General features: G+C 68.5%; 23 protein-coding genes. 15 read left to right on the top strand and 8 right to left on the bottom strand.

Translation table 11 applies throughout. The annotated features are described in order from the left end of the window. Positions 1-170 precede the first annotated feature (170 nt). The 6 genes from pstS (at position 171) to phoB (ending at position 5,464) form a co-directional block, all read left to right on the top strand. Complete coding sequence (gene pstS / locus ACO073_RS03110; RefSeq protein ID WP_421995164.1) at positions 171-1,217, top strand: phosphate ABC transporter substrate-binding protein PstS; 1,047 nt, start codon at positions 171-173, stop codon at positions 1,215-1,217. Between the two features lie 94 nt (positions 1,218-1,311). Then, positions 1,312-2,301 (top strand): phosphate ABC transporter permease subunit PstC, encoded by a 990-nt coding sequence (gene pstC, locus ACO073_RS03105; RefSeq protein WP_421995162.1) that lies wholly within the window; start codon positions 1,312-1,314, stop codon positions 2,299-2,301. A 4-nt stretch (positions 2,302-2,305) separates the two neighbouring features. Then, on the top strand, positions 2,306-3,172 hold the full coding sequence (gene pstA, locus ACO073_RS03100) for a phosphate ABC transporter permease PstA (protein ID WP_421995160.1): 867 nt from the start codon (positions 2,306-2,308) through the stop codon (positions 3,170-3,172). Then, complete coding sequence (gene pstB, locus ACO073_RS03095; protein WP_421995158.1) at positions 3,169-3,999, top strand: phosphate ABC transporter ATP-binding protein PstB; 831 nt, start codon at positions 3,169-3,171, stop codon at positions 3,997-3,999. The genes pstA and pstB overlap by 4 nt, the downstream gene beginning before the upstream one ends. Positions 4,000-4,013: 14 nt before the next feature. Further along, the gene (phoU, locus tag ACO073_RS03090) at positions 4,014-4,724 is read left to right on the top strand and encodes a phosphate signaling complex protein PhoU (protein WP_421995156.1); all 711 of its coding nucleotides are present in this window, start codon (positions 4,014-4,016) and stop codon (positions 4,722-4,724) included. 47 nt (positions 4,725-4,771) lie between these two features. Beyond that, complete coding sequence (gene phoB, locus ACO073_RS03085) at positions 4,772-5,464, top strand: phosphate regulon transcriptional regulator PhoB (protein ID WP_421997384.1); 693 nt, start codon at positions 4,772-4,774, stop codon at positions 5,462-5,464. Between the two features lie 146 nt (positions 5,465-5,610). Here the strand turns inward: phoB and ACO073_RS03080 are convergent, their stop codons facing one another. Genes ACO073_RS03080 through ACO073_RS03065 form a run of 4 tightly spaced genes read right to left on the bottom strand, consistent with a single transcriptional unit; the run spans position 5,611 to position 9,189 of the window. Next, a complete protein-coding gene (locus ACO073_RS03080; protein WP_421995154.1) occupies positions 5,611-7,032 on the bottom strand; it encodes an AmpG family muropeptide MFS transporter in 1,422 nt (473 codons plus the stop codon). Continuing rightward, entirely contained in the window at positions 7,029-8,006 is a 978-nt protein-coding gene (locus ACO073_RS03075; RefSeq protein ID WP_421995152.1) for an adenosine kinase, read from the bottom strand. Before ACO073_RS03075 ends, ACO073_RS03080 begins: the two co-directional genes overlap by 4 nt. A 17-nt stretch (positions 8,007-8,023) precedes the next feature. Then, on the bottom strand, positions 8,024-8,419 hold the full coding sequence (locus tag ACO073_RS03070) for a DsrE family protein (protein WP_421995150.1): 396 nt from the start codon (positions 8,417-8,419) through the stop codon (positions 8,024-8,026). Further along, entirely contained in the window at positions 8,416-9,189 is a 774-nt protein-coding gene (locus tag ACO073_RS03065; RefSeq protein ID WP_421995148.1) for a HesA/MoeB/ThiF family protein, read from the bottom strand. The genes ACO073_RS03070 and ACO073_RS03065 overlap by 4 nt, the downstream gene beginning before the upstream one ends. A 160-nt stretch (positions 9,190-9,349) precedes the next feature. On the opposite strand from ACO073_RS03065, the gene ACO073_RS03060 reads away from it, so the two are divergent. After that, positions 9,350-10,558 (top strand): Bcr/CflA family multidrug efflux MFS transporter, encoded by a 1,209-nt coding sequence (locus ACO073_RS03060; RefSeq protein ID WP_421995146.1) that lies wholly within the window; start codon positions 9,350-9,352, stop codon positions 10,556-10,558. Between the two features lie 9 nt (positions 10,559-10,567). On the opposite strand, the gene ACO073_RS03055 is transcribed toward ACO073_RS03060, so the two are convergent. From ACO073_RS03055 to ACO073_RS03040, 4 genes are all read right to left on the bottom strand, one after another. Next, complete coding sequence (locus ACO073_RS03055) at positions 10,568-11,611, bottom strand: WD40 repeat domain-containing protein (RefSeq protein WP_421995144.1); 1,044 nt, start codon at positions 11,609-11,611, stop codon at positions 10,568-10,570. Between the two features lies 1 nt (position 11,612). Then, positions 11,613-12,578, bottom strand: a complete 966-nt coding sequence (locus ACO073_RS03050; protein ID WP_421995142.1) for a CobW family GTP-binding protein — start codon at positions 12,576-12,578, stop codon at positions 11,613-11,615. A gap of 70 nt (positions 12,579-12,648) precedes the next feature. Further along, entirely contained in the window at positions 12,649-13,908 is a 1,260-nt protein-coding gene (locus ACO073_RS03045; protein WP_421995140.1) for a UbiH/UbiF/VisC/COQ6 family ubiquinone biosynthesis hydroxylase, read from the bottom strand. Between the two features lie 67 nt (positions 13,909-13,975). Next, a complete protein-coding gene (locus tag ACO073_RS03040; protein WP_421995138.1) occupies positions 13,976-14,911 on the bottom strand; it encodes a TorF family putative porin in 936 nt (311 codons plus the stop codon). A 149-nt stretch (positions 14,912-15,060) separates the two neighbouring features. On the opposite strand from ACO073_RS03040, the gene ACO073_RS03035 reads away from it, so the two are divergent. The 8 genes from ACO073_RS03035 to ACO073_RS03000 all read left to right on the top strand — a co-directional run bounded on the left by ACO073_RS03035 (position 15,061) and on the right by ACO073_RS03000 (position 25,186). Continuing rightward, positions 15,061-15,399, top strand: a complete 339-nt coding sequence (locus tag ACO073_RS03035; RefSeq protein ID WP_421995136.1) for a P-II family nitrogen regulator — start codon at positions 15,061-15,063, stop codon at positions 15,397-15,399. Positions 15,400-15,434: 35 nt separating this feature from the next. Continuing rightward, the gene (locus ACO073_RS03030; protein ID WP_421995134.1) at positions 15,435-16,745 is read left to right on the top strand and encodes an ammonium transporter; all 1,311 of its coding nucleotides are present in this window, start codon (positions 15,435-15,437) and stop codon (positions 16,743-16,745) included. A gap of 185 nt (positions 16,746-16,930) precedes the next feature. After that, complete coding sequence (locus ACO073_RS03025) at positions 16,931-17,269, top strand: P-II family nitrogen regulator (RefSeq protein WP_421995132.1); 339 nt, start codon at positions 16,931-16,933, stop codon at positions 17,267-17,269. Positions 17,270-17,441: 172 nt separating this feature from the next. Then, positions 17,442-18,647: an aminotransferase class I/II-fold pyridoxal phosphate-dependent enzyme gene (locus tag ACO073_RS03020; protein WP_421995130.1), complete on the top strand. Its 1,206-nt coding sequence runs from the start codon at positions 17,442-17,444 to the stop codon at positions 18,645-18,647. A gap of 8 nt (positions 18,648-18,655) precedes the next feature. Then, positions 18,656-21,472: a DNA translocase FtsK 4TM domain-containing protein gene (locus ACO073_RS03015; RefSeq protein WP_421995128.1), complete on the top strand. Its 2,817-nt coding sequence runs from the start codon at positions 18,656-18,658 to the stop codon at positions 21,470-21,472. A gap of 72 nt (positions 21,473-21,544) precedes the next feature. After that, complete coding sequence (locus ACO073_RS03010; protein ID WP_421995126.1) at positions 21,545-22,765, top strand: patatin-like phospholipase family protein; 1,221 nt, start codon at positions 21,545-21,547, stop codon at positions 22,763-22,765. 235 nt (positions 22,766-23,000) lie between these two features. Then, complete coding sequence (locus ACO073_RS03005; protein ID WP_421995124.1) at positions 23,001-24,611, top strand: intermembrane transport protein PqiB; 1,611 nt, start codon at positions 23,001-23,003, stop codon at positions 24,609-24,611. Next, entirely contained in the window at positions 24,608-25,186 is a 579-nt protein-coding gene (locus ACO073_RS03000; protein WP_421995122.1) for a PqiC family protein, read from the top strand. Before ACO073_RS03005 ends, ACO073_RS03000 begins: the two co-directional genes overlap by 4 nt.

The raw sequence follows: 25,186 nt of genomic DNA, 5'->3' as shown, positions 1-25,186 counted from the left end.
TCTCCTTGAGCTGGGTCAAGGTGCATCCCTGGCCCACTTGCAGGATGACGCTCCGGATTTCGTCCTCAGGAGTCGGCCGCGACTGTCATCGGACTGTCATATATTCGTAATAGGACGGTGACGCTGGGCTCCTAGGGGAAGGTGCTTCGAGTTCACGAAGGAGGGACCCTATGAATTTCGCTCGGATTGCGTTCGCGACGGCCGCCCTGGCTCTGTCGTCGGTGGTTGCCAACGCCGCCGACATCTCCGGCGCCGGCGCCACCTTTCCCTACCCGATCTATGCCAAGTGGGCGGACGCCTACAAGAAAGAGACGGGCATCGGCCTCAACTACCAGTCGATCGGCTCGGGCGGCGGCATCAAGCAGATCAAGGCCAAGACCGTGACCTTCGGCGCCAGCGATGCGCCGCTGACGGGCAAGGACCTCGACGAATCGGGCCTCGCGCAGTTCCCGATGGTCATGGGCGCGATCGTGCCGGTGGTGAATCTTGAGGGCGTGAAGCCGGGCGACCTGACGCTCGACGGCCCGACGATCGCCAAGATCTACCTGGGACAGATCAAGAGCTGGGACGATGCCGCCATCGCCAAGCTCAATCCCAATGCCAAGCTGCCCAAGCAGGCCATCGTGCCGGTGCGCCGCTCCGACGGGTCGGGCACGACCTACAACTTCGCCTACTATCTCGCCGACGTCAGCCCCGAGTGGAAGAGCAAGGTCGGCGTCAGCACGGCCCTGCAGTGGCCCGTGGGCATCGGCGCCAAGGGCAACGAGGGCGTCGCCAACAACGTCGCCAACACCAAGGGCTCGATCGGCTACGTCGAGTATGCCTACGCCAAGCAGAACAAGCTGACCTACACCAAGATGATGAACAAGGCCGGCAAGAGCGTCGCGCCGAGCATGGCGGCCTTCCAGGCCGCGGCCGCCAATGCCGACTGGAAGTCCCAGCCCGGCTACGGCGTCATCCTCGCGAACCAGCCCGGCGACCAGTCCTGGCCGATGACCGCCGCCACCTGGATCCTGCTCTACAAGAAGCCGCAGGACACCGCGTCGACGGCTTCGGCGCTGAAGTTCTTCGCCTGGTCCTATGCCAAGGGCGACAAGATGGCCGAGGAGCTCGACTACGTGCCGATGCCGGCCAACGTCGTGAACGACATCGAGAAGATGTGGTCCGCGGAAATCAAGGACGCGAGCGGCAAGCCTCTGTACTCGCCGACCAACTGATGAGCGGGGCGGGCGTCGCGACCGCGGCGTCCGCCTTCTCGATCCCGCCGGCTCGCGGCGGGGAAGATCGGCAGGCGCAGCGGGGGGGCGCAACATGAGTGACTTGGCTTTGAAGGGGACGAACGCGGCCGCGGCAGAGGCCGCTTCCCGCAGCGCCGTATTGCGGCGGCTGCGGCTGACCGACAGCGTCTTCCACGGCTTGACGCGAGGCGCATCACTCCTCGTGCTGGCCCTGCTGAGCGGTGTGATCATCGCCCTGGTCATCGGCGCGGCACCCGCGCTGGGGACCTTCGGCTTCTCGTTCCTGTTCGACGAATCGTGGAACCCGGTCACCGAGCGCTTCGGCGCGCTGGCGCCGATCTACGGCACGCTGGTGACCTCGGCGGTCGCCATGGTGATCGCCGTGCCGGTTGGGCTGATGATCGCCTTCTTCCTGACCGAGCTCTGCCCGCCGGTGCTGCGCCGGCCGATCGGCATCGCCATCGAGCTGCTGGCCGGCATCCCCAGCATCATCTACGGCATCTGGGGCCTGTTCGTCTTCGCGCCCTTCCTGCAATCGCATGTGCAGCCCTTCCTGATCGGCGCGTTCGAGAACGTTCCCGTCATGAACGTGCTGTTCGCCGGTCCGCCCTACGGCATCGGCATGCTGACCGCCGGTCTGATCCTCGCGATCATGGTCCTGCCCTTCGTCACCTCGATCTCGCGCGACGTGTTCGACGCCGTGCCGCCGGTGCTGAAGGAGGCCGCCTATGGGCTGGGCTGCACCACCTGGGAAGTCTTCCGCAACGTCGTGCTGCCCTTCACGCGGGTCGGCGTGATCGGCGGCTTCATGCTGGGCCTGGGCCGCGCGCTTGGCGAGACGATGGCCGTCACCTTCGTGATCGGCAACGCCCACCACGTATCGGCGTCGCTGTTCGCGCCGGGCACCACCATCTCGGCCTCCATCGCCAACGAATTCACCGAGGCCGTGGGCGATCTCTACACCTCGTCGCTGGTGGCCCTGGGCCTGATCCTGTTTTTCATCACGTTCATCGTGTTGGCCATCGCGCGCTACATGCTGATGCGCCTGCAGCAGAAGGGCTGACGCCATGAGCGACAATATCGGAACTGCGACGGGTGGCCCGCACTATGGCGGTCGCCGCCGGCGCAATGCCATCGCCAAGTCGCTGGCCCTGGCCGCCACCATCTTCGGCCTGGGCTGGCTGGTGCTGATCCTGGGCATCCTGCTCTACGAGGGCATCGGCGGCCTGTCGCTCGCCGTGTTCACCGAGAACACGCCGCCGCCGGGCTCGGCCGGCGGCCTGCTCAACGCCATCGTCGGCAGCCTGATCATCACCCTCCTCGCCGTGCTGATCGGCACGCCGATCGGCATCCTGGCCGGCACCTACCTCGCCGAGTATGGCCGCCACGACAAGCTGTCGAGTGTCGTGCGCTTCATCAACGACATCCTGCTCAGCGCACCCTCCATCGTCGTCGGCCTTTTCGTCTACGAGATCATGGTGGCGCCGATGGGCCACTTCTCCGGCTGGGCCGGCGCGGTGGCCCTGGCGGTGATCGTGATCCCGGTGGTGGTGCGCACCACCGAGGACATGCTGAGCCTCGTGCCCGACACGCTGCGCGAGGCGGCCGCCTCGATCGGACTGCCGCGCGCCCTGATGATCACCCAAATCGCCTATCGCGCCGCCCGTGCCGGCATCGTCACCGGCGTCCTGCTGGCCGTCGCGCGCATCAGCGGCGAGACCGCGCCGCTGCTCTTCACCGCGCTGAACAACCAGTTCTTCAGCCTCGACATGAACCAGCCGATGCCCAGCCTGCCGGTGGTCATCTTCCAGTTCGCCCTGTCGCCCTACGCCGAGTGGCAGAAGCTCGCCTGGAGCGGTGCGCTGCTGATCACCGTGGCCGTCCTGGCCCTCAGCATCATCGCCCGATCCCTTACCGCCGGGAGGAAGTCATGAGTATCGCTCCGACAAACGGCCTGTCGACGGCCGTTCCCGTCGCGGCCCACGCCAAGGTCGACACCGCCAACCTCGCCGAGCGCGTGTCGATCCGCAACCTCGAGTTCTTCTACGGCGACAGCCGGGCGCTGAAGAGCATCTCGCTGCCGCTCTACGCCAACAAGGCCACGGCGTTCATCGGCCCGTCGGGCTGCGGCAAGTCCACGCTGCTGCGCATCCTGAACCGCATGTACGACCTCTATCCGGGCCAGCGCGCGACCGGCGAGGTTCAGTTCGACGGCAAGAACCTGCTGCACCCCGGGGTCGACATCAACCTCCTCCGGGCGCGCATCGGCATGGTGTTCCAGAAGCCCACACCCTTCCCGATGTCGATCTACGAGAACATCGCCTTCGGCGTACGCCTCTACGAGCGCCTGCCGCGCGCCGAGCTCGACGCCCGCGTCGAATCGGCGCTGCGCCGGGCCGCCCTGTGGGACGAGGTCAAGGACAAGCTCGCGGCCAACGGCCAGAGCCTGTCGGGCGGCCAGCAGCAGCGCCTTTGCATCGCCCGCACCGTGGCGGTGAAGCCCGAGGTCATCCTGTTCGACGAGCCCTGCTCGGCGCTCGACCCGATCTCGACGGCCAAGATCGAGGAGCTGATCGACGAGCTGAAGCAGGATTACACGATCGTGATCGTGACCCACAACATGCAGCAGGCCGCACGCGTCTCGGACTTCACGGCCTTCATGTATCTCGGCGAATTGATCGAGTTCGGCGCCACCGAGACGCTGTTCACGACGCCCAAGGACAGCCGTACCCAGGCCTACATCACCGGCCGCTTCGGCTGACAATGGAGACGGACATGCCCGAACATACCCTGAAGCGCTTCGACGAGGAGCTCGAGCGGCTCAGCGCGACCATCAGCGAGATGGGCGGTCTCGCCGAGAGCCAGCTCGCGCAGTGCCTCGTGGCCCTTCGCCAGAGCGACACGGAGATCGCCGAGCGGGTGATCGCCGACGACGCGCGCGTCGACGCCCTCGACAACGCCGTCCAGGAGCAGACGGTCAAGCTGCTGGCGCTGCGCCAGCCGATGGCGGTCGATCTCCGGGTCATCCTGTCCTCGATCAAGATCGCCGCGGCGCTCGAGCGCATCGCCGACTATGCCAAGAACACCGCGAAGCGGACGATCGTCCTGAACAACGTGAACGCGCCGACCTCGGCGGTTACCGGGATCGAGCGTCTGGGGCGGCTCGTGCGCGCGGCGCTGAAGGACGTGCTCGACGCCTTCGCCCAGGGCGACGTCGCCAAGGCGCACGACGTGTGGCAGCGCGACGAGGAGATCGACCAGGTCTACACCGGCCTGTTCCGCGAGCTGCTGACCTACATGATGGAGGATCCGCGCACGATCACCGCGTGCACGCATCTCCTGTTCATGGCCAAGAACATCGAGCGCGCCGGGGATCACGTCACCAACATCGCCGAGCTGGTGAGCTTCCGGGCCACCGGCCACGGCTTCGACGAGGCCCGGCCCAAGGGCAGCGCTTCGCTGTACGCGGCAGGCAGCGCGTCATGAGCATGGCGGCGCAGGCGGCCTCCCGGCGCGACTCGCCGGGCACGTCGATGAAGCCGCGGGTGCTGATCGTCGAGGACGAGACCGCGCTGGTGGAGCTCCTGCGCTACAATCTCGAACAGTCGGGCTTTCGCGTCTCGGTCGCCTACGATGGCGAGGAGGCGCTGAATTCGGTGCAGGAGGACGTGCCGGACCTCATCCTGCTCGACTGGATGCTGCCGCTGATGTCGGGCATCGAGGTCTGCCGCCAGCTGCGCCGCCAGACGGCGACCGCCAACCTGCCGATCATCATGCTGACGGCGCGCGGCGAGGAGGGCGACCGCGTGCGCGGCCTCGACGCCGGCGCCGACGACTACGTGTCCAAGCCGTTCTCGCCGACCGAGCTGGTGGCGCGCATCCGCGCCGTGCTGCGCCGCATCCGGCCGGCTCTTGCCGACGAGGCGCTGTCCTATGCCGACATCGTCATGGACCTGGTTGCCCACCGCGTGACGCGCGACGGCAAGCCGGTCCATCTCGGCCCCACCGAGTTTCGCCTGCTGCGGCATTTCATGGAGCATCCCGGCCGCGTCTTCTCGCGAGAGCAGCTGCTCGACGCGGTGTGGGGCAAGGACGTCTATGTCGAGGCGCGCACTGTCGACGTCCATATCCGCCGACTGCGCATCGCGCTCAACGGCGAGAGCCGGGCCGACCTGATCCGCACTGTGCGGGCCGCCGGCTACGCGCTCGACGCGACCCCGGGCTGACGTCTGCCGTTATCCACACCGCCGGTAACGGATTTGTAGCGTCCGACCCGTAGACGGAATGTGCCCGTTCCAGCCGGCAACCCCACGCCCCCGCTCCGGAACGGGTCGGTTCCCCCGGCTCGGATGACACCCCGTAGCCGATCCTACTACCCCTCCTTCTTCGCGGAAGGAGGGGTTTCTTTTTCTGCCGCGTCGAAGTGGCGGCGTACGAGAAGCGCCAGCACCAGTGCGGGCAGGCCGAGCAGCGCGGTGTAGACGAAGAAGATCGCGTAGCCGCTGAACTTCGTCGAAGCGTCGGCCTGCAGCCAGTCGACCATCAGGCCCGAGAAGCCGCCGACCACCTTGCCGGGCAGGGTCATCACCGAGCTGAACAGCGCGTACTGCGTGGCCGTGTAGGCGGTGTTGGTGAGGCCCGAGAGGAAGGCGATGAAGATGGAGCCGGCCATGCCGCTCACCAGGTTGTCGACGCTGATGGCGGTCGCCAGCACCAGCGTGTCGGGCCGCCCGACCATCGCCAGCCAGGCGAAGGTCAGGTTGGAGACGGCGATCAGGAAAACCGATGGGGCGAGAAGGCGCGGCGCGCCGATCCTGAACACCAGCGCGCCGCCCAGCAGCGCGCCCAGGATCGACATGACGAAGCCATACAGCTTCGTCACGTTGGCAATCTCCGACAGGCTGAAGCCCATGTCGATGTAGAACGGGTTGGCCATCACGCCCATGGCGATGTCGCTCAGGCGGAACAGGCCGATGAAGGCCAGCAGCACCAGCGCGTGCCAGCGAAAGCGCACGAAGAAGTCGACGAACGGGCAGACGATGGCGCCGTAGACGAAGACCAGCGCCTCGCGCAGCGCCGGCGGCAACGCGGCATTGCGCGCCGCGAAGTCCGCGATCTTGCCCTCGCGCTCGGCGGTGCCGGCAGCGACGCGCGGCGCGGGCTCGGTGATCACGAGCGTGGTCACGATGCCGACCAGCGCCAGCGCCGCCATGATGCGATAGGCGAGCGGCCAGGAGCCGAACTCGGCGAGGTAGAGCGCGCCCGCTCCGGCGGCCAGCACGGCGATGCGGTAGCCGAGCTGGTAGGTCGCGGCCGTGGCGCCCTGCAGCGTCTCGTCGGTCGCCTCGATGCGGAAGGCGTCGAGCGCGATGTCCTGGGTGGCCGACGAGAAGGCGACGACGACGGCGAACACCGCGAGCCACCACAGGTCGGCGCGCGGATCGCAGAAGGACATCGCGAGCAGGCCGAGCCCGATGCCGGCCTGCGCCAGCACCATCCACGAACGGCGCCGGCCGAGCAGTCGCGTCAGCAACGGCAATGGCACGCGGTCGACCACCGGCGACCACACGAACTTGATCGAGTAGGTGATGCCGATCCAGCTCATGAAGCCGATGGCGGTGCGGCTGACGCCGAACTCGCGCAGCCACGCCGACAGCGTCGTGAAGACCAGCAGGAAGGGCAGGCCGGCCGAGAAGCCGAGGAACAGGAAGGTGACGACGCGCGGATGCGCGTAGATCGCCAGGGTGGCGCGCCAGCCGGCGGCGGCCGGCGCGTCCGGGGAGGAAGCGGTCAAACGAGCCCGCGCAGCGGCTGCTCGGGCCGCGCGCCGACATGGGAGATCACCTCGGCGGCGGCGATGCCGCCCAGCCGCGCGCATTCGGCCAGCGGCTTGCCGCTGGTGAACCCGTGCAGGAAGCCGGCCGCGTAGAGGTCGCCGGCGCCGGTCGTGTCGACCACCTTGGCCACGGGGGCGGCCGGGACCGCCCAGGTCTCGTCGCCCTTGATCACCACCGAGCCCTTCTCGCTGCGGGTCAGCGCCGCGATCTTCGCCTCCTTGCGCACCGCCTCCATCGCCTCCTCGAAGGTCGCGACCTCGTAGAGGGCGGTGATCTCGGCCTCGTTGCCGAACAGGATGTCGACCTTGTCGCGCAGCAGGTCGCGGAACTCCGATCGGTAGCGGTGCACGCAGAAGGAGTCGGACAGGGTGATCGAGACCAGCCGGTCGGCGGCATGGGCAGCGTCGAACGCCTTCAACACCGCCTTCTTGGCCTCGGGCGCGTCCCACAGGTAGCCCTCGACATAAGTCACCTGCGCCGATGCGACGACCTTCGGATCGATGTCGGCCGGGCCGAGGCCGGTGCAGGCGCCGAGATAGGTGTTCATCGTGCGCTGGGCATCGGGCGTGACCAGGATGAGGCAGCGCGCCGTCGACGGACCGTCCTTGGCGCTCGGCGTCTCGAACGACACGCCGGTGGCGCGCAGGTCGTGGCCGAACACGGCGCCGAGCTGGTCGTCGCGCACCTTGCCGACATAGGCACCCTTGCCGCCGAACGAGGCAACGCCAGCCATCGTGTTGCCGCACGAGCCGCCGGAGATCTCGATGCCCGGCCCCATGGCGGCGTAGAGGGTGTCGGCGCGCTGCTCGTCGATCAGCATCATGCTGCCCTTGACCAGCCCGTGCTGTCCCAGGAAAGCCTCGTCGGCACGGCTGATGACGTCGACGATGGCGTTGCCGATTCCCAGCACGTCGAAGGCGGCAGATGTCATGAGGTCTTCCAATCTCTCTACAGGGTCACCAGGTGCATGCCCGGCTTGGTCTCTTCCAGCAAGGTCACGATGCCCGCGACCGTGAACGGTACGTCGGCACGCAGCCGCGTCCGGTCGATGTCGAGCGAGCGCAGGCCCATTTCGCACACGATGAACCGCGCGCCAAGCTCGACGCAGGCCGACAGCAGGGTCTCGAAGTCGCCGACGCCCCGGGCGCGGTTCTCGGCGTCGCGCGGCCAGTCCGCCAGGGTCGGCGGCGGCCCGGCGAGGGCGTTGATGCCGGCCATGGTGAAGAACAGGACGGCCGGCTTGTTCACCGCCAGCGCGGCGGCGGCCAGCGCCAGGGCGTAGTGCACGCTCTCGTAGTCGCCGGCCCGCACGATCACCGAGATGCCGCCCGCGCTGTCCGTCATGGCGTCCCGCAGGTCGGGCAGTCGGCGCGCTTGGCGACCGCCATCTCGTCGAAAGCGCCGGCCAGGGCGTCGTACATCACCAGCCGCCCCGACAAAGAGCGCCCGATGCCGAGCAGCTCCTTCACGACCTCGGTCGCCTGCAGGGCGCCCAGCGTGCCGGCCAGCGCGCCCAGCACGCCCGCCTGGGCGCAGCTTGGCACCGCGTCCTCCGACGGTGCCTGCGGGAACAGGCAGCGCAGGCAGGGATGGCCGGCGCCCTGCCAGGCCTTGTAAGTCGAGATCTGGCCGTCGAAGCGCAGGATGGCGGCGGCGACCAGGGTCTTCTTCAGCCGGTAGCAGGCGTCGTTCAGGAGATAGCGGGTCGCGAAGTTGTCGCTGCCGTCGGCCACGATGTCGTAGCCGGCGACGATGCGCTCGACATTGGCGTCGGTCAGGCGCTCGCCATGGGTCTCGACGCGGACCTCGGGATTGATGTCGGCCAGGGCGCGTCGGGCGCTCTCGACCTTGGTCGCGCCGATGTCGGCGGTGCGATGGATGACCTGGCGCTGCAGGTTGGACAGGTCGACCGTGTCGTGGTCGATCACGCCCAGTGTGCCCACGCCGGCCGCGCCAAGATATTGCAGGAGGGGCGCGCCGAGGCCGCCGGCGCCGACCACGAGGACCCGTGCGGCGATCAACCGCGCCTGGCCCACGCCGCCGATCTCCGCCAGCACGATATGGCGCGCGTAGCGGCGGATCTGCGGCTCTGTGAGCTCGGGCAGCGACGACATGGTTCGCTTATAGCATGTCGAGGCGGTGGTTTTCCGGCGGGACGGTCGCGCGCTCGCCGCCTCGAGCGCCGGAGCCATGCGCGGCCAATCCGCCTACCATCGGCCATGTCCGTTCGTCTGATGTCAGTGGAACGGAATGTGCTCTATAGAGCCTGCGCCAATGACCTCCTCAACCGTCCGCCCGACCCTGACGCCCCTGTTGCTCGCGGTCCTGGCGCTTCTGTCGGCTTTCACCCCGCTGTCGATCGACATGTACCTGCCGGCCCTGCCGGTGATCGCCACGGACCTCAACAGCACGTCGGGAGACATCCAGCTCACCCTGTCGGCCTTCATGATCGCGTTCGGCGTCGGGCAGGTCTTCTACGGCCCGGCCGGCGACCGATTCGGCCGGCGGCCGGTGATCCTGGGGGGCCTCGTCGTGTACGTGGCCGCCAGCATCGGCTGCGCCTTCGCCGCGGCGGCGGGCCACCTGATCCTGCTGCGGCTGCTGCAGGGGCTGGCGGCCTGCGGCGGCGTGGTGCTGGCGCGCACCATGGTGCGCGACCTCGCCGAGCGCGACCAGGCCGCCCGCGCCATGTCGCTGATGATGGCCTGCACCTCGATCGCGCCCATGCTGGCGCCGCTGATCGGCGGCCAGGTCCTGTGGTTCCTGGGCTGGCGCGCGATCTTCTGGGTGCTGGCCTCGATCGGCCTGTTCGCGCTGCTGGCCGCCTGGCTTCGTCTCCCCGAGACGCTGCGGCCGGAATACCGCCAGCCGCTCGTCGTGTCGTCGATCCTGAAGCGGTTCGGCGAGCTGTTCCGCCATCGCGCCTTCATGGGCTACGCCTTCACCAGCACCTTCATGTTCTCGGCGCTGCTGTCGTTCCTGTCGGGCTCGCCCTTCATCTTCATCGAGAAGTACGGCGTGCCGCCGCGCGCCTATGGGCTGATCTTCGGCGGCATGGTCGTGTTCATGACCCTGGGCAGCCTGCTCAACGCCAAGTTCGCGCCGGTTTTCGGCGCCGGCAAGATCCTGCGCTATGCCGTGATCATTCCCGCCGTGGCAGGCATGACCGCCCTGGTCATGGGCTTCATCGAGGCGCGCTACGGCACGATCGGCATGTGGCCGTTCCTGTTCTGCTTCGCGCCGCAGATCGCCACCATCAGCCTGATCGGCCCGAACTCGATGGCCATGGCGTTGCAGCGCTATCCGCACATGGCGGGAACGGCCTCGTCGCTGATGGGCGTCCTGCAGTTCGGCATCGGTGCGATCTTCGGCGCCGTCGTCGGCCAGACCTTCGACGGCACGATCGCGCCCATGACCACGGCGATGGGGCTGGCCGGGCTCCTCTGCTTCCTCTCGCACCGCGTGCTGGTGCGCAACGGCTGAGAGGTTGCGTCAGCGGCGCAGGTCGATCACCAGCAGGTCGCCCCGCTCGTTGCCGGCGGCGAGCCGCCAGCCGTCGGGCGACCAGGCAAGGCCGGTGATGGCCGAGCCGTCGGCCATCCGCAGCACGGCCGACCGACGGGTCTTGATGTCGCCGAGCTGCAGCTCGCCCGAATCGTACCCGCCGGCCACGAACTCGGCCGTCGGATGGGCGGCCACGACGGTCATCAGGCCGGCGCCCTCCTCGCCGAACTGCAGCGGCGGCTTGCCCTCGGGGCCCTTGCCGGAGAACGGCCAGGCGGTGAAGACAGGCTGCGAGGACGTGTAGAGGAAGCGCGCGTCGGCGGTCCACGACAGGGACTTCACCTTGGCCGGGTAACCCTGCATGCGCATGTCGGTGGCCTGCGCCAGGCGCCAGACATGGATGTCGTTTTCCTGCGTGCCGGTGGCGATGAACTTGCCGTCGGTGCTCCACTTCAGCGCGACATGGCTGCCGCGCCAGGCGAACAGCCGCGGCGCGACGCCGGTCTGGCCGGGGCTGGTCACGGTGACACCGCCATAGTGGGCGCAGGCGATACGGCCGCCATCCTTGCTGAAATCGATGCCGGCCACGGTGCTGGGGTGCGGGCCGAACTCGCGGACCTCGCCCGCCCTGACGACGAAGGCGACGCGGCCCGCCGAGGCGGCTACCGCACCCGTGGCACGATGCGCCGCGAGATGCTCGAACCACTTGCCCTTCTGGCTGGCGAGCTCGCTGGCAGTGCCGTCGGCGGCGAGCCGCAGCAGGCGCCCGTCGTCGCCGCCGCTCACGAAGCCATCGCCGGCCGGATCGCCGACCAGCGACAGCACGGCGCCGCCATGGACGGGATCGCCGGGCGCGGCTTCGGTGGCGTTGACGTCGCCCGGCAGCAGGCGGACGCGGCCGTCGCCCAGGGCGAAGGCGGCCAGCGTGCCGTCCCTGTTGAAGGCACAGGCGGCGACCGGCGCGTCGCCCGCGACGGCGCGGCCCGGCGGCAGCGTCTCGCGCCAGGCCGGGTTGGCGAGATCGATCTTCACGCTACTTCAGGCAGTCGTTGAAGCCGCGCTGGAGGTTCTCGCCATCGAGATTGCGGCCGATGAACACCAGCTTGCTGGCGCGCGGCTCGCCGTCCTTCCATGGCGTGCCCCAGTCGGAATCCATCATCATGTGGACGCCCTGGTAGACGTAGCGCCGCGGCGCGCCGTCGATCGCCAGGATGCCCTTGCTGCGGAAGATGTCGGGACCGCGCAGCTGCAGGAGCGCGCCCATCCACTTCTGGAAGCGCTCGGGATCGACCGGGCGGTCGGCGGTGAGCGACAGGCTCTTCACCTCTTCCTCGTGGTCGTGGTCGTGGCCGTGATGGAGGAAGTCGGGCTCGAACTCGAGGATGCGCTTGAGGTCGAAGGCACCCTTGTCGAGGATGGCGTCGAGCTCGATCTGGCTCTTCTGCGTGCGGAAGATCCGCGCATAGCGGTTGATCGACCGGATCCGGCCTTCGACCTTCTCGAGGTCTTCGGGGCTGACCAGGTCGGTCTTGTTCAGCAGGATCACGTCGGCGAAGGCGACCTGCTCCTCGGCCTCGCTGCCCTGCTCGAGCTGCCCCAGGAAGTGCTTGGCGTCGACGACGGTGACGATGGCGTCGAGGCGGGTGCGCGCCTTGACCTCGTCGTCGGTGAAGAAGGTCTGCGCGACCGGCCCGGGATCGGCGAGACCGGTGGTCTCGACCAGGATGCCGTCGAACTTGTCCTTGCGCTTCATCAGGCCTTCGATGATGCGGATGAGATCGCCGCGCACGGTGCAGCAGATGCAGCCGTTGTTCATCTCGAACACTTCCTCGTCGGCGTTCACCACGAGGTCGTTGTCGACGCCGAGCTCGCCGAACTCGTTCACGATCACGGCGTATTTCTTGCCGTGCTGCTCGCTCAGGATGCGGTTGAGCAGGGTGGTCTTGCCGGCGCCGAGATAGCCGGTCAGCACCGTCACGGGCACTTGCGCTTGGGCCATGGAAATGTCCTCGAAATTCGGACCCTGAGATAGGGCGCGGGGTCCCGCGAGTCCAGACCGGGTGTCCGGCCTACGGACGCTCGCCCCGGATCAGCCGCGGCAGGTCGCCGACCAGACCCATCGCGTGGCGCGTGAAGAAGCGGCGCAAGGCCGGGACGCGGTGGACGGCCGCCAAGCCGACATCGCGCGCCAGCCGGACCGGGCCGATATCGTTGGAGAACAGCCGGTTCAGCAGGTCGGTGGCGGCGACCATGGCGAAATTGTCGGACCGGCGCCATTGCGCGTAGCGCTCGAGCGTGTCGGCGGCGCCGGGATCGAGCCCGAGGCGCCTGGCCTCGACCATGACCTCGACCAGGGCGGCGATGTCTCGGACGCCGAGATTGTAGCCTTGGCCCGCGATCGGATGGATTCCGTGGGCGGCGTCGCCAACGAGCACGAGCCGCGTGTCGACGTAGCGCTCGGCGTGGACCAGGCTGAGCGGATACCACCAGCGCGGCCCGACCGTGTCGACCCGGCCGAGATGGTCGCCGAAGCGGCGCGCGAACTCGGCCTGGAAGGAGGCGGCATCGAGCTCGAGCAGGCGGCGCGCCAGCGCGGCGCGCTCGGTCCAGACGATCGACGAGCGGTGGCTTCCGTCCTCGCCGTCGCGCATGGGCAGGATCGCAAACGGGCCACCGGGCAGGAACTTCTCCTGGGCGACCCCGCGGTGCGGCCGCTCGTGACGCGCCACCAGCACGATGGCGATCTGCCCGTAGGACCAGGCGCGGGCGCCGATCCCGGCATCCTCGCGCAGCGTGCCGCCGCGCCCCTCGGCCGATGCGATCAGGCGCGTGACGAGGCGCCGGCCGCTCTTCAGCGACAGTTCCGCCCGGTCGGCGTCGCGCCGCGAGTCGACGACCTCGTCGGGCGCCACGATCTCGACCGAGGGACAGTCCGCGAGCCGCCGCAGCAGCGCCGCGCGCAGGTAGCGGTTCTCGACGATCCATCCCATCGGCGAGGCCGTCTCCGGGTCGTCGGCGGCCTCGCGATGGTCGAAATGGAGGAACAGCGGGCTCGGTCGGCCGTCATGGCCGGCATCCGAAATGCGGATGTCGAGGATGGGCTCGGCATGCTCGGCGAGCTGGTCCCAGACGCCCAGCGCCGCGAACAGTCGCTGGCTGGTGTAGGCGACGGCGGTGGTGCGCCCGTCGAAGCCCGCGTCGGACAGCGATCCGGCCGGCACACGGTCGATCACGACGGTCGAGAGGCCGGCCTGGCCGGCGGCCAGGGCCAGCAGGCTGCCGTTCAGGCCGGCGCCGACGATGGCGAGATCTGACCGATCGGCTTGCATCGGCCCAAAATGGCAGCCGCCCGGCTGTGTCGCAAGCCGGGCGGCTGTTGTTGTCGCGGAAGCGGGATCAGAACGTCTTGCTGATCGTGAAGATCGCGCGCGCGTCGCAGTTCATGGTGGCGCCGCAGTTCGCCACCGAGAGGTTGGTGTCGACATAGGCGATGGTCAGGTCGACGCCCCACACCGTCGCGGTGAGGCCGAGCTGCCAATCCCAGTAGTTGTTGTAGCCGATGCCGTAGTTGGTGAAGAGGTTGACGTACTGGTTGCCGATCGTGCCGAAGACCTTGAACGACACGTTTTCGTTGAGGTTGATGAACGTCAGGGGCACCGCGAGCTGGCCCCACTTGTACCAGGCCACGCCGGAGTTGCCGAAGAAGTTGGGGCTGTAGCGGACGGCGCCGGTGAGCTGGGCGACGCCGAAATCGTAGCCCGCGACCAGCGAGTACTCGTTGAAGTCGTAGAACAGGTTGGCCGGAGCGCCGAGGTAGTTGTAGCGCGTGTAGCCGAGGTCGAAGGTCAGCTTGTCGTCGAGCAGCTTGAGCCTGAAGCCGGCCAGCAGATCGATCTCGGCGAAGGTCGGGTTGGTGTTGGCGAAGTAGACGTTCGACCCCCACACGCCGACATAGGCGGTGAGATGGACCTTCTCGCTGACCGGTGCCGTCTCGTAGCCGAAGGACGGCTGCACGGCGATCTGGCGCTGGGTCTGCGAAATGCCGCGGTAGGAGTAGTCGGTGGCGAAGGCGAAGGTTGCCGTCCAGCTGCCGCCGAAGGGCGCTGCCCAACCGGGCTCCTCTGCAGGCTGGGTGGGCGGGACGCCGGCGGGGGCCGGCGCGGTGGTCTGCGCCTGCTGCTGCTGTTCCTGGGATTGAGCCTGCTGCGGCTGGCTCGCCTGTGAGGGCGTGCCTTCGATCGTGGCCTGCGTCTGAGCACCCGCAGTGCCGATTGCCCAGAATGTAGACAACCCAAGCGCGTAAATGGCAATTTTCTTAAGCAGCACGACCACCCCCAAAGACCGATTGTTGGTTCTAAGGTTGCTAGTGCAAGACCGGTGCCAACTGGCTCCAGGGTCTCAAAAACCTGCTTTGGCACGCGCCTTGCTCCCCAACTGATCAATTTGGGGGCGGGTGTTCCGCCTTTTGGAGGGCAGCCGAAATGAAAATGATCATGGCCATTTTCAAGCCATTCAAGCTGGACGATGTCCGAGACGCGCTCACGTCGCTCGGCATCCAGGGCCTGACGGTCAGCGAGGTCAAGGGCTTCGGCCGGCAGAAGGGCCAGACCGAGATCTACCGCGGCGCCGAGTACGCGGTGAGCTTCCTGCCCAAGGTGAAGATCGAGGTGGTCATCGACGACGGCCTCGTCGAGCGCGCGGTCGAGACCATCCGCAAGGCTGCCGGCACCGGCAAGATCGGCGACGGCAAGATCTTCGTCCTGCCGATCGAGCAGGCCATCCGCATCCGCACCGGCGAGTCCGGCATCGAAGCGCTGTGATCGACCAGACAAATCAACAATCCGAGGGAAATACGATGAAACTCAAGCTCAACCCGCTGCTCGCCGGCCTTGGGGCGGCCGGCATGCTGCTCGCGCCGGCCCTCGTGCTGGCCCAGGACAACAAGCCCAAGCTCGATACCGGCGACACCGCCTGGATGCTCACCTCCACGGCGCTGGTCCTGATGATGACGATCCCCGGACTCGCGCTGTTCTACGGCGGCATGGTGCGCAAGAAGAACGTGCTGGCGACGGTCATGCAGAGCTTCGCCATCACCTGCCTGATCACGGTGCTCTGGGTGCTGATCGGCTACAGCCTCGCCTTCTCCGAGGGCAGCACGATCGTGGGCGGCCTCGGCCGCATCTTCCTGCGCGGCCTCACGCTCGACAGCGTGCAGGATCTCGCCAAGACCATCCCGGAATCGGTCTTCCTCTGCTTCCAGCTCACCTTTGCCATCATCACTCCGGCGCTGATCGCCGGCGCCTTCGCCGAGCGCATGAAGTTCTCGGCGATGATGTGGTTCATGGCCCTGTGGTCGCTGATCGTCTACGCGCCGATCGCCCATTGGGTGTGGGGCGGCGGCTTCCTGGGCGACTGGGGCGTGCTCGACTTCGCCGGCGGCACCGTCGTTCACATCAATGCCGGCGTCGCTGGCCTAGTGTGCGCGCTGGTGATCGGCAAGCGCAAGGGCTTCGGCAGCGACAACATGGCGCCGTTCAACCTCGTCTACTCGGTGATCGGCGCCTCGCTGCTGTGGGTCGGCTGGTTCGGCTTCAACGCCGGCTCGGCGGTTGCCGCCAGCACGAATGCCGGCATGGCGATGGCGGTGACGCAGTTCGCGACGGCCGCGGCGGCGCTCGCCTGGATGTTCGCGGAGTGGGTCACGCGCGGCAAGCCGTCGGTGCTCGGCATCATCTCCGGCGCCGTGGCCGGCCTGGTCGCGATCACGCCGGCCTCGGGCTTCGTCAATCCCATGGGCTCGCTGGCCATCGGCATCGTCGCCGGCCTGGTCTGCTTCTGGGGCGCGACGTCGCTCAAGAAGGCGATGGGCTACGACGACTCGCTCGACGCGTTCGGCGTCCATGGCATCGGCGGCTTCGTCGGCGCCATCCTGACCGGCGTATTCGCGGTCGAGGTGATCGGCGGCGAGGGCAAGAAGGGCCTGATCGACGGCAACCCCGGCCAGGTCCTGACCCAGCTCTGGGGCTCGCTGGTCTGCATCGCCTGGTGCGCCGTCGCGACCTTCATCATCCTCAAGGTCGTCGATCTGATGATCGGCCTGCGCGTCACGGCCGAGGAAGAGATCGAAGGCCTCGACATCAACCTGCACGGCGAGACGATCCACTAGGACCGTCGCGCGACGCTCTCGGGAACCCCCTCCTCCTGGTTCCCTCTCCCGCCGCTTCCGTGTCGCGGCGGTTCCTCCGGGCCCGGCGAGTCCACTCGCCGGGCCATTTTTCTTGGCCCGTTTGACGCCGCGGCCGCCAGACGCCAGTCTGTCCGCACAGGGTCGGAAGGCAGGAGGAGAGCCCCATGAAGCTGGTGTCCGCCATCATCAAGCCGTTCAAGCTCGACGAGGTGCGGGATGCCCTGACCGGTGTCGGCGTTTCCGGCCTGACCGTCAGCGAGGTGAAGGGCTTCGGCCGGCAGAAGGGCCAGACCGAGATCTACCGCGGCGCGGAGTATCTGGTGAGCTTCCTGCCCAAGGTGAAGGTCGAGATCGTGATCGACGATGCCCAGGTCGAGCGGGCCGTCGAGGTCATCCAGAAGGCCGCCCATACCGGCAAGATCGGCGACGGCAAGATCTTCATCACCCCGGTCGAGCAGGCCGTCCGCATCCGCACCGGCGAGACCGGATCGAACGCCCTCTAGCGGCGGGCGTGCGCCGAGCCCCAGGTCGGCCCGTGCATGAAGAATCCGGCCTATTCCTTTGTTGTGATTGGCTTATTTGTTTCATAGAATGCGGCAATAGTTGGTCCGGCCGGGTCCCCTTGGCCGGCGTGATCGCTTTGCCTCGGCCGAGCCGGCCCATTGGATGGTCTCGATGTTCAATCCGCGCCTCACGGAGGAGCTGACCGATTTTCCGTTCGCGCGGCTCAATACTCTCATCGCCCCGATCACTCCGCCGGCGCATCTCTCCCTGATCAACATGTCGGTCGGCGAGCCGCAGGGTGCGATGCCGGCCTTCGCCCGCAAGATCGTCGCCGACGAGGTCGATGGCTGGAACCGCTATCCGCCCAACCAGGGCATTCCCGACCTCAACCTCGCCATCGTCGAGTGGCTGACGCGCCGCTACCGCCTGCCGGCCGGCCTGCTCGATCCGGCGCGCCATGTCATGCCGACCGCCGGCAGCAAGGAAGGCGTCTACATCATCGCCACGGTGGCGACGCCGCAGCAGAAGGCCGGCGGCCGGCCGATCGTCGCCCTGCCCAACCCCTTCTACCAGGCCTATCTCGGCGGCGCGGTCCTCTCCGGCGCCGAGCCGCTGCTGGTCAATGCCAACGTCGAGACGGGCTTCCTGCCCGACTTCCTCGGGCTCGACGACGCGACCTGGGACCGGCTGGCGGTCGTCTATCTCTGCTCGCCCGCCAACCCGCAGGGCGCCATCGCCGATGTCGCCTATCTGCAGGCGCTGATCGCCAAGTGCCGCGCCCACGACACGGTGCTGGCGATCGACGAGTGCTACGCCGAGATCTACACGCGCGAGGCTCCGGTCGGCGGCCTCGAGGCGGCGCTCGCCATGGACGAGACGGACGGCAAGGACCCGTTCCGCAACGTCGTCGTCTTCCATTCTCTGTCCAAGCGCTCGAACGCCGCCGGCCTGCGCTCCGGCTTCATGGCAGGCGATCCGCGGCTGGTCGCGATGCTGCTGCGCTGGCGGACCTATGGCGGGCCGCAGATTCCCTTCGCCGTCCAGAAGGCGTCGGCGGCGCTGTGGCGCGAGGAGACCCATCCGGTCGAGACGCGCGAATGGTACAGGCGCAATTTCCGCGTCGCCGAGCAGATCCTGCACAACCGCTTCGGCTACTTCACGCCCGGCGGCGGGTTCTTCCTGTGGCTCGATGTCGGCGACGGCGAGGAGGCGACCCGCAAGCTGTGGGGCGAGGCCCATCTCAAGGTCCTGCCGGGCGCCTATGTCTGCCGCGAGACCGGCGGAACCAATGTCGGCCAGCGCTTCATCCGGGTGGCGCTGGTGCATGACGAGGCCACGACGCGGGAGGCGATGGCCCGCCTCGCTTCGGTGCTCTAGGGCCCGGCATGGCGATCATCGGCGCCGCCTCCTTCGTCCCCCGCAAGACGGCGATCCTGCCGGAAGGCGGGCGCGACTTCCTGCGACGGCGCATGATGGAGATGGTGGGCGCCGCGGTCGCCGCGGCGGGCGTCCTGCTCCTGCTGGCCCTGTTCACCTTCAATCCGCTCGATCCTTCACTGAACCACGCCACGTCGCGGGCGCCGCACAACATCCTCGGCCTGCCGGGCGCCTACGTCTCGGACCTGCTGCTGCAGACCTTCGGCCTCGCCATCGTGCTGGTGCCGGTCGCGCTGATCACCTGGGGGGTGCGCATGGTGCGCACCCACCATCTCGGATTCTTCGGCCTGCGCCTGTCGCTTCTGCTCCTGGCCCTGCTGATGATGAGCGTCGCCTGCGTCGGCCTGGGCGATGTCGGGGCGGCCGCCACCCATGCCGGGCCGGGCGGCCTGGTCGGGCTGGCGCTGGTGGGCCGTTTCCGAGAAGTGGTGCTGAGCCACTCCAGCGGCGGCAGCCTCGCGCTGATCGAGCCGGTCTGCGCCGCGCTCGCCTTCATCGCCATGGCGCCGGCGCTGGGCATGAACCGCACCGACCTGCCGCTGATCTTCCGCATCCTGCGCGCGCCGTTCCTCGGCGCCGGCTGGCTGGTGCGGGCGGGCATCGGCCTGTGGCGCGGCAAGCCGGCGACGATCGACGAGGAGAGCGACCTGCCGGGTCCGGCGATCGGCTACGCCGAGATCCCTGGCGAGATCGACGCCAGCCAGTACGACCCGGCGCATTTCCAGGACCGCCAGGAGCCGATCCCGGAAGAGGGGGTGCCGCTGCCGGCGCGCGAATCCCTCATGGTCGACGCACCGTATGCGCCGATCGAGCGGCCGACGGGCGAGATCCCGGAGCCGCCGCCGGGCGCCCTGCAGGCCCAGGAGCCGCCGCCGGCGACGGAGTCGGTGCCGGAGTCGGTGCAGGACCGCACGCTGTTCGACCGCCTGGCCGGCCGCCGCATCGAGCCCGTCCTGGGCCGTCTCCGCCCGGCCGCGCCACCGCCCGCCGCCCTGCCGCCCGCGGCTCCGCCCGAGGAGTTCGACGAGGAGCCCGCGCCGGTGCCGGTCGCCGCCGCCGAGCCGCCGCCGGCGTTCGAGACCGAGGCCGAGGGGGAGGACGACAACCCCTTCACGCCCGACGATCCGGCCGACGAGCCGACGGCTGCGCCCGCCGCCAGCGGCGTCAAGATCATGCCGCGCAAGTCGGCCGCCGCGCAGGGCAAGCGGGCCGCCAAGGCCGGCCAGCGCGAGCTCGATCTGGCGACGGGGGAGTACCAGCTGCCGCCGCTCGACATCCTGTCGTCGCCCTCGCGGGTCAGCGCCGAGACCAAGATCGACGAGGAGGCGCTGGAGCAGAATGCCCGCCTGCTCGAGACCGTGCTCGACGATTTCGGCGTCAAGGGCCAGATCGTGAAGGTGCGGCCGGGACCGGTCGTGACGCTCTACGAGCTCGAACCGGCCCCCGGCACCAAGTCGAGCCGCGTGATCGGCCTCGCCGACGACATCGCCCGCTCGATGAGCGCGGTGTCGGCGCGCGTCGCCACCGTGCCGGGTCGCAACGTGATCGGCATCGAGCTGCCCAATGCGCGGCGCGAGATGGTGTTCCTGCGCGAGCTGCTGTCGACCCGTCATTACGAGGACACGCGACTTGGCCTGCCCCTGGCGCTGGGCAAGGACATCGGCGGCGATCCGGTGATCGCCGACCTCGCCCGCATGCCGCATCTGCTGATCGGCGGCACCACCGGCTCGGGCAAGTCGGTGGCGGTCAACACCATGATCCTGTCGCTGCTCTACAGGCTGCCGCCGGATCGCTGCCGCTTCATCATGATCGATCCCAAGATGCTGGAGCTCAGCGTCTACCAGGACATCCCGCATCTCCTGACGCCCGTCGTCACCGAGCCGCGCAAGGCGATCGTGGCGCTGAAGTGGGTGGTGCGCGAGATGGAAGACCGCTACCGCGCCATGAGCGCGCTCGGCGTGCGCAACATCGCCGGCTACAACGAGCGGCTGGCCGACGCGCGCCGCAAGGGCCAGGCGCTGACCCGCCAGGTCCAGACCGGCATCGATCCCGAGACGCGCCGGCCGATCTTCGAGGAAGAGGAGATCGACCTCGACGCGCTTCCCTTCATCGTGGTCATCATCGACGAGATGGCCGACCTGATGCTGGTCGCCGGCAAGGAGATCGAGGCGGCGGTGCAGCGGCTGGCCCAGATGGCGCGCGCCGCCGGCATCCACGTCATCATGGCGACGCAGCGCCCGTCGGTCGACGTTATCACCGGCACCATCAAGGCCAATTTCCCGACCCGCATCTCGTTCCAGGTGACGTCCAAGATCGACAGCCGCACCATCCTGGGCGAGCAGGGCGGCGAGCAGCTGCTCGGCCAGGGCGACATGCTCTACATGGCCGGCGGCGGCAAGATCGCCCGCGTGCACGGCCCGTTCGTGAGCGACGGCGAGGTCGAGGAGGTGGTCCGCCATCTGCGGGCCCAGGGCGCCCCGGCCTACATCGAATCGGTCACCGACGATCCCGAGGCCGGGGAGGGCGGCCTGCCGGCCGGCGACAGTGAGGACGGCGAGAGCGACCAGCTCTACGATCAGGCGATCGCCTTGGTGGCGCGCGAGCGCAAGTGCAGCACCAGCTTCATCCAGCGCTACCTGCAGATCGGCTACAACCGGGCCGCCCGCATCGTCGAGCGCATGGAGCGCGAGGGCGTCGTCAGCCCGGCCAACCATGTCGGCAAGCGCGAGGTCCTGGCGCGCGACATCGACGACCGCGAGCGTTGATGCGCGCTTCGCGCTAATTGCAAAGCGCCTGCATTTTCTGTTAGAGCGGCCCCGGCGGACCGGGGGAGCGCAATGAGTGAGAAGCCGATAATCGCATCGACGCGTCGCGCCTTCCTGCGCGGGAGTGCCGCTGCGGCGAGCCTGGCGGGCACGGCCGCCTGCTCGCATCCCGAACGCCAGCCGCCCGTGCCGCTCAACCGGACCGGCCAGGCGAGCGTGCTGGGCATCCCCAACGAGCGGTTCTTCCCGGCGATGGGCATCGGGCCGCTGGAGGCCGAGTTCGCCGCCGCGATGATGCGGCAGATGCGCGCCCGCGGCATCACCGGCGTCGCCCAGATGCCCCAGCTCCAGATGCTGGCGATCTCGGGCGGCGGCGAGAACGGCGCGTTCGGCGCCGGCCTGCTGTGCGGCTGGAGCGCACAGGGCACGCGGCCCACGTTCGACCTCGTGACGGGGATCAGCACCGGCGCGCTGTCGGCGCCCTTCGCCTTCCTCGGACCGGCCTACGATCCGCAGTTGCGCGCCGTCTACACCGAAACCTCGGCCGACCGGATCCTCGCCAAGCGCGGCATCACGGCGGCGATCTTCGACGATGCCATGGCCGACAATGCCCCGCTGCTCGCGACGATCTCGCAGTACGTGAACGATCAGCTCCTGGTGGCGATCGCCAAGGCCTACGACGAGGGGCGCCTGCTGCTGATCGCCTCGACCGATCTCGATGCCCAGGTGCCGGTGATCTGGAATATCGGCGCCATTGCCAAGAGCGGCCATCCGCGCGCCGCCGATACGATCCGGCGCGTCCTGCTGGCCTCGGCGGCCATCCCGGGCGCCTTTCCGCCCACCATGGTCGAGGTGACGCTGGACGGAAAGACCTATCAGGAGATGCATGTCGACGGCGGCGCCGTCGCCCAGACGTTCCTCTATCCCTCGGCGCTGACCCGCAATCGCGAGCAGCGCCGGCGTGCCGGCCAGCCGGTGGTCGAGGCCCGCGCCTACATCATCCGCAACGGGCGCCTCGACCCGGAATGGTCGGTTGTCGAGCGCCAGACGCTGGGCATCGTGGGCCGTGCGATCTCGACCATGATCGCCGTGTCGGGCTTGAACGACGTGATCCGCATCTACAACACCACGCAGCGCGACGGGGTCGACTTCAACCTCGCCTTCATCGGCCGCGACTTCAACAAGGTCCTGCCGGGTCCCTTCGACCGTGCCTACATGCAGGCGCTGTTCGACTACGCCTACCAGCAGGCGGTGCACGGCTATCACTGGGCCAAGAGGCCGCCGGGCGTCTGAATCCTGCGACTGGGAACAGGGCCGGTCGCGCGCGTCTCCCGGCCGGCACCGTCGCCGGGCGGACGCAGGGCGGTTCCGAGGCAGGGCCTTGCGACCTGCTTGCAGCGCGGGTGTTTTAAGTTACCTTCCGGCCGGTAACTGCGCACCAGAAGGTAAGATGACGGACAGCGGAGCGCCGAGAGAGCTGCCAACAGCGGGCGTTCGCCGCCGCCGCCGCATACCGCTCGTCTGGATCGTGCCCCTGATCACCGCCCTGATCGGCGGCTGGCTGGCCTGGGACACATTCTCCAAGCGGGGACCGACGATCACCGTCGAGTTCGAGAGCGCCTCCGGCCTGACGGCCGGCCAGTCGCAGCTCAAGTACAAGAACGTGGTCATGGGCACGGTAAAGTCGATCAGCCTGTCGCCGGACCTCACCCATGTCATCGTCACGATCGAGACGGTGCGCGAGGCCGAGTCGCTGCTCACCGACAAGACGGCATTCTGGGTCGTCAAGCCGCAGCTCTTCGCGGGAAACATCACCGGCCTCGATACGCTTCTGTCGGGCTCCTACATCGGCATGCGCCCGTCGTCCGAATCGGGCGTCGCCAAGCGGCACTTCGTCGGGGAGCAGGATCCACCGGTGCTGCAGGCGTGGGCGAAAGGCACGACCTTCAGCCTGAAGTCCAAGCGCCTGGGATCGGTCAGCCTCGGCTCGCCGATCTTCTACCGCGACATCGAGGTCGGCATGGTGCTGGGCTGGGATCTCGGCGACCTCGCCCGGAACGTCACCATCCACGCGTTCGTGCGCTCCCCGTTCGACCAGTATGTGCACACCGACTCTTCTTTCTGGAACGCGTCGGGCCTGTCCCTCAAGCTGGGCGCCGAGGGGGTGACGGTGCAGATGGAATCGCTGCGCGCCCTGCTGCTGGGCGGCCTCGCCTTCGACACGCCGGACACCGACCAGCCGCGCGCCGATGCCAGCCACCTGTTCCCCCTCTATCCCAACCTCGAGGCCGCCAAGGCGGCAGGCTTCGGGCAGCAGCTCCATCTCGTCTCGTATTTTCCCGGTTCCGTCTCCGGCCTGGATGTCGGCGCCGACGTGACCCTGCACGGGCTCAAGATCGGGGAGGTGACCGACGTGGCGCTCGTCTACGACGCCAAGCTCGACCGGATCGTCGTGCCGGTCCACTACCGGGTCGAGGCGGGTCGCATCCGCAACATCGCCAAGGCCGAGGCCATCGATCCGGCCAAGCTCGCCGAAGAGATGATCCGCCGCGGCCTGCGCGCCACGCTGCAGGCGCCGAGCCTGATCACCGGCGGCAAGATCATCGCACTGGAGCGGGTCGACGACGCCAAGCCGGCCGACCTCGAGCGTGACGGCGACGTCTACGTCATTCCGGCGTCGGAAACGGGCGGCTTCGATTCCATCACCCGTTCGGCCAACGAGCTGCTGTCCAAGATCAACCGCATCGACTTCGACCGGATCGGCCGCAGCCTGTCGCGCGCGGCCGAAGGGATCGACGTCACGATCAACGGCCCGCAGATCAAGAAGACGCTGGCCGCGCTCGAAGGCGCCATGGTCGACCTGCAGGACATCGCCCGCAAGCTCGACAAGGATGCCGGGCCGGCGCTGAAGCGCCTGCCCGCCATCGCCGCGCAGCTGCAGGATGCCGTCACCCAGGCCAACCGGCTGATCTCCTCGGTCAATGCCGGCTACGGCGACGATTCCCGCTTCCGCCGCGATCTCGATCGGCTGCTGCCGCAGCTCACCGATGCCGCCCGCTCGATCCGTGCGCTGACGGATCTGCTGGCGCGGCATCCCGAGGCCCTGATCCGGGGCCGCACCAATACGGGCAGGGAATGACGACACCGATCAAGCTTGGTCGCCGCGGCTTCGCCGGCGCCGTCCTGCCGCTGCTGGCGGGCGCCTGCTCGTCGCCGGAGCCGAACTACTTCACGATCGCGCCGCGCGACGGCCCGGTCCTGCCGGGCGGTCCGAGGATCGTCATGGTCAAGGATATCGGCCTTGCGAGCTATCTCGACCGCAAGGAGGTCGTGCGGTCGTCGGAGGACTACAAGCTCGACATCCGCGCCAACGACTGGTGGGGCGAGCCGCTGGGCGGCCTGATCGGCCGCGTGCTGGTGGTCGAGCTGTCGCAGCGACTGCCCAACTGCAAGGTCTACAGCGAGGCTGGCTCCATCACCGCCGACTACAACGCCACGGTCGGCGTCAACATCCAGCGGCTCGACGCCGATCGTGCGGGCTCGCTGATCCTGGCGGCCCAGGTGGCGGTGGAGTTCAACCGGCCGCGGCGCCTGGCCGCCCGCAACTTCACCATCTCCCGGCCGCTCGGAACGCCCGGCACGCCGGCGCTGGTGGCGGCGATCAGCGATGCCCTCGGCGAGCTGGCCGACGGGGTCGCCACGCTGCTGCAGTGA

The organism is Reyranella sp. (assembly GCF_965229815.1).
Classification (GTDB): domain Bacteria; phylum Pseudomonadota; class Alphaproteobacteria; order Reyranellales; family Reyranellaceae; genus Reyranella.
The sequence above is the reverse complement of the archived record's forward strand: the minus strand, read 5'-3'. Positions and strand labels throughout refer to the sequence as shown.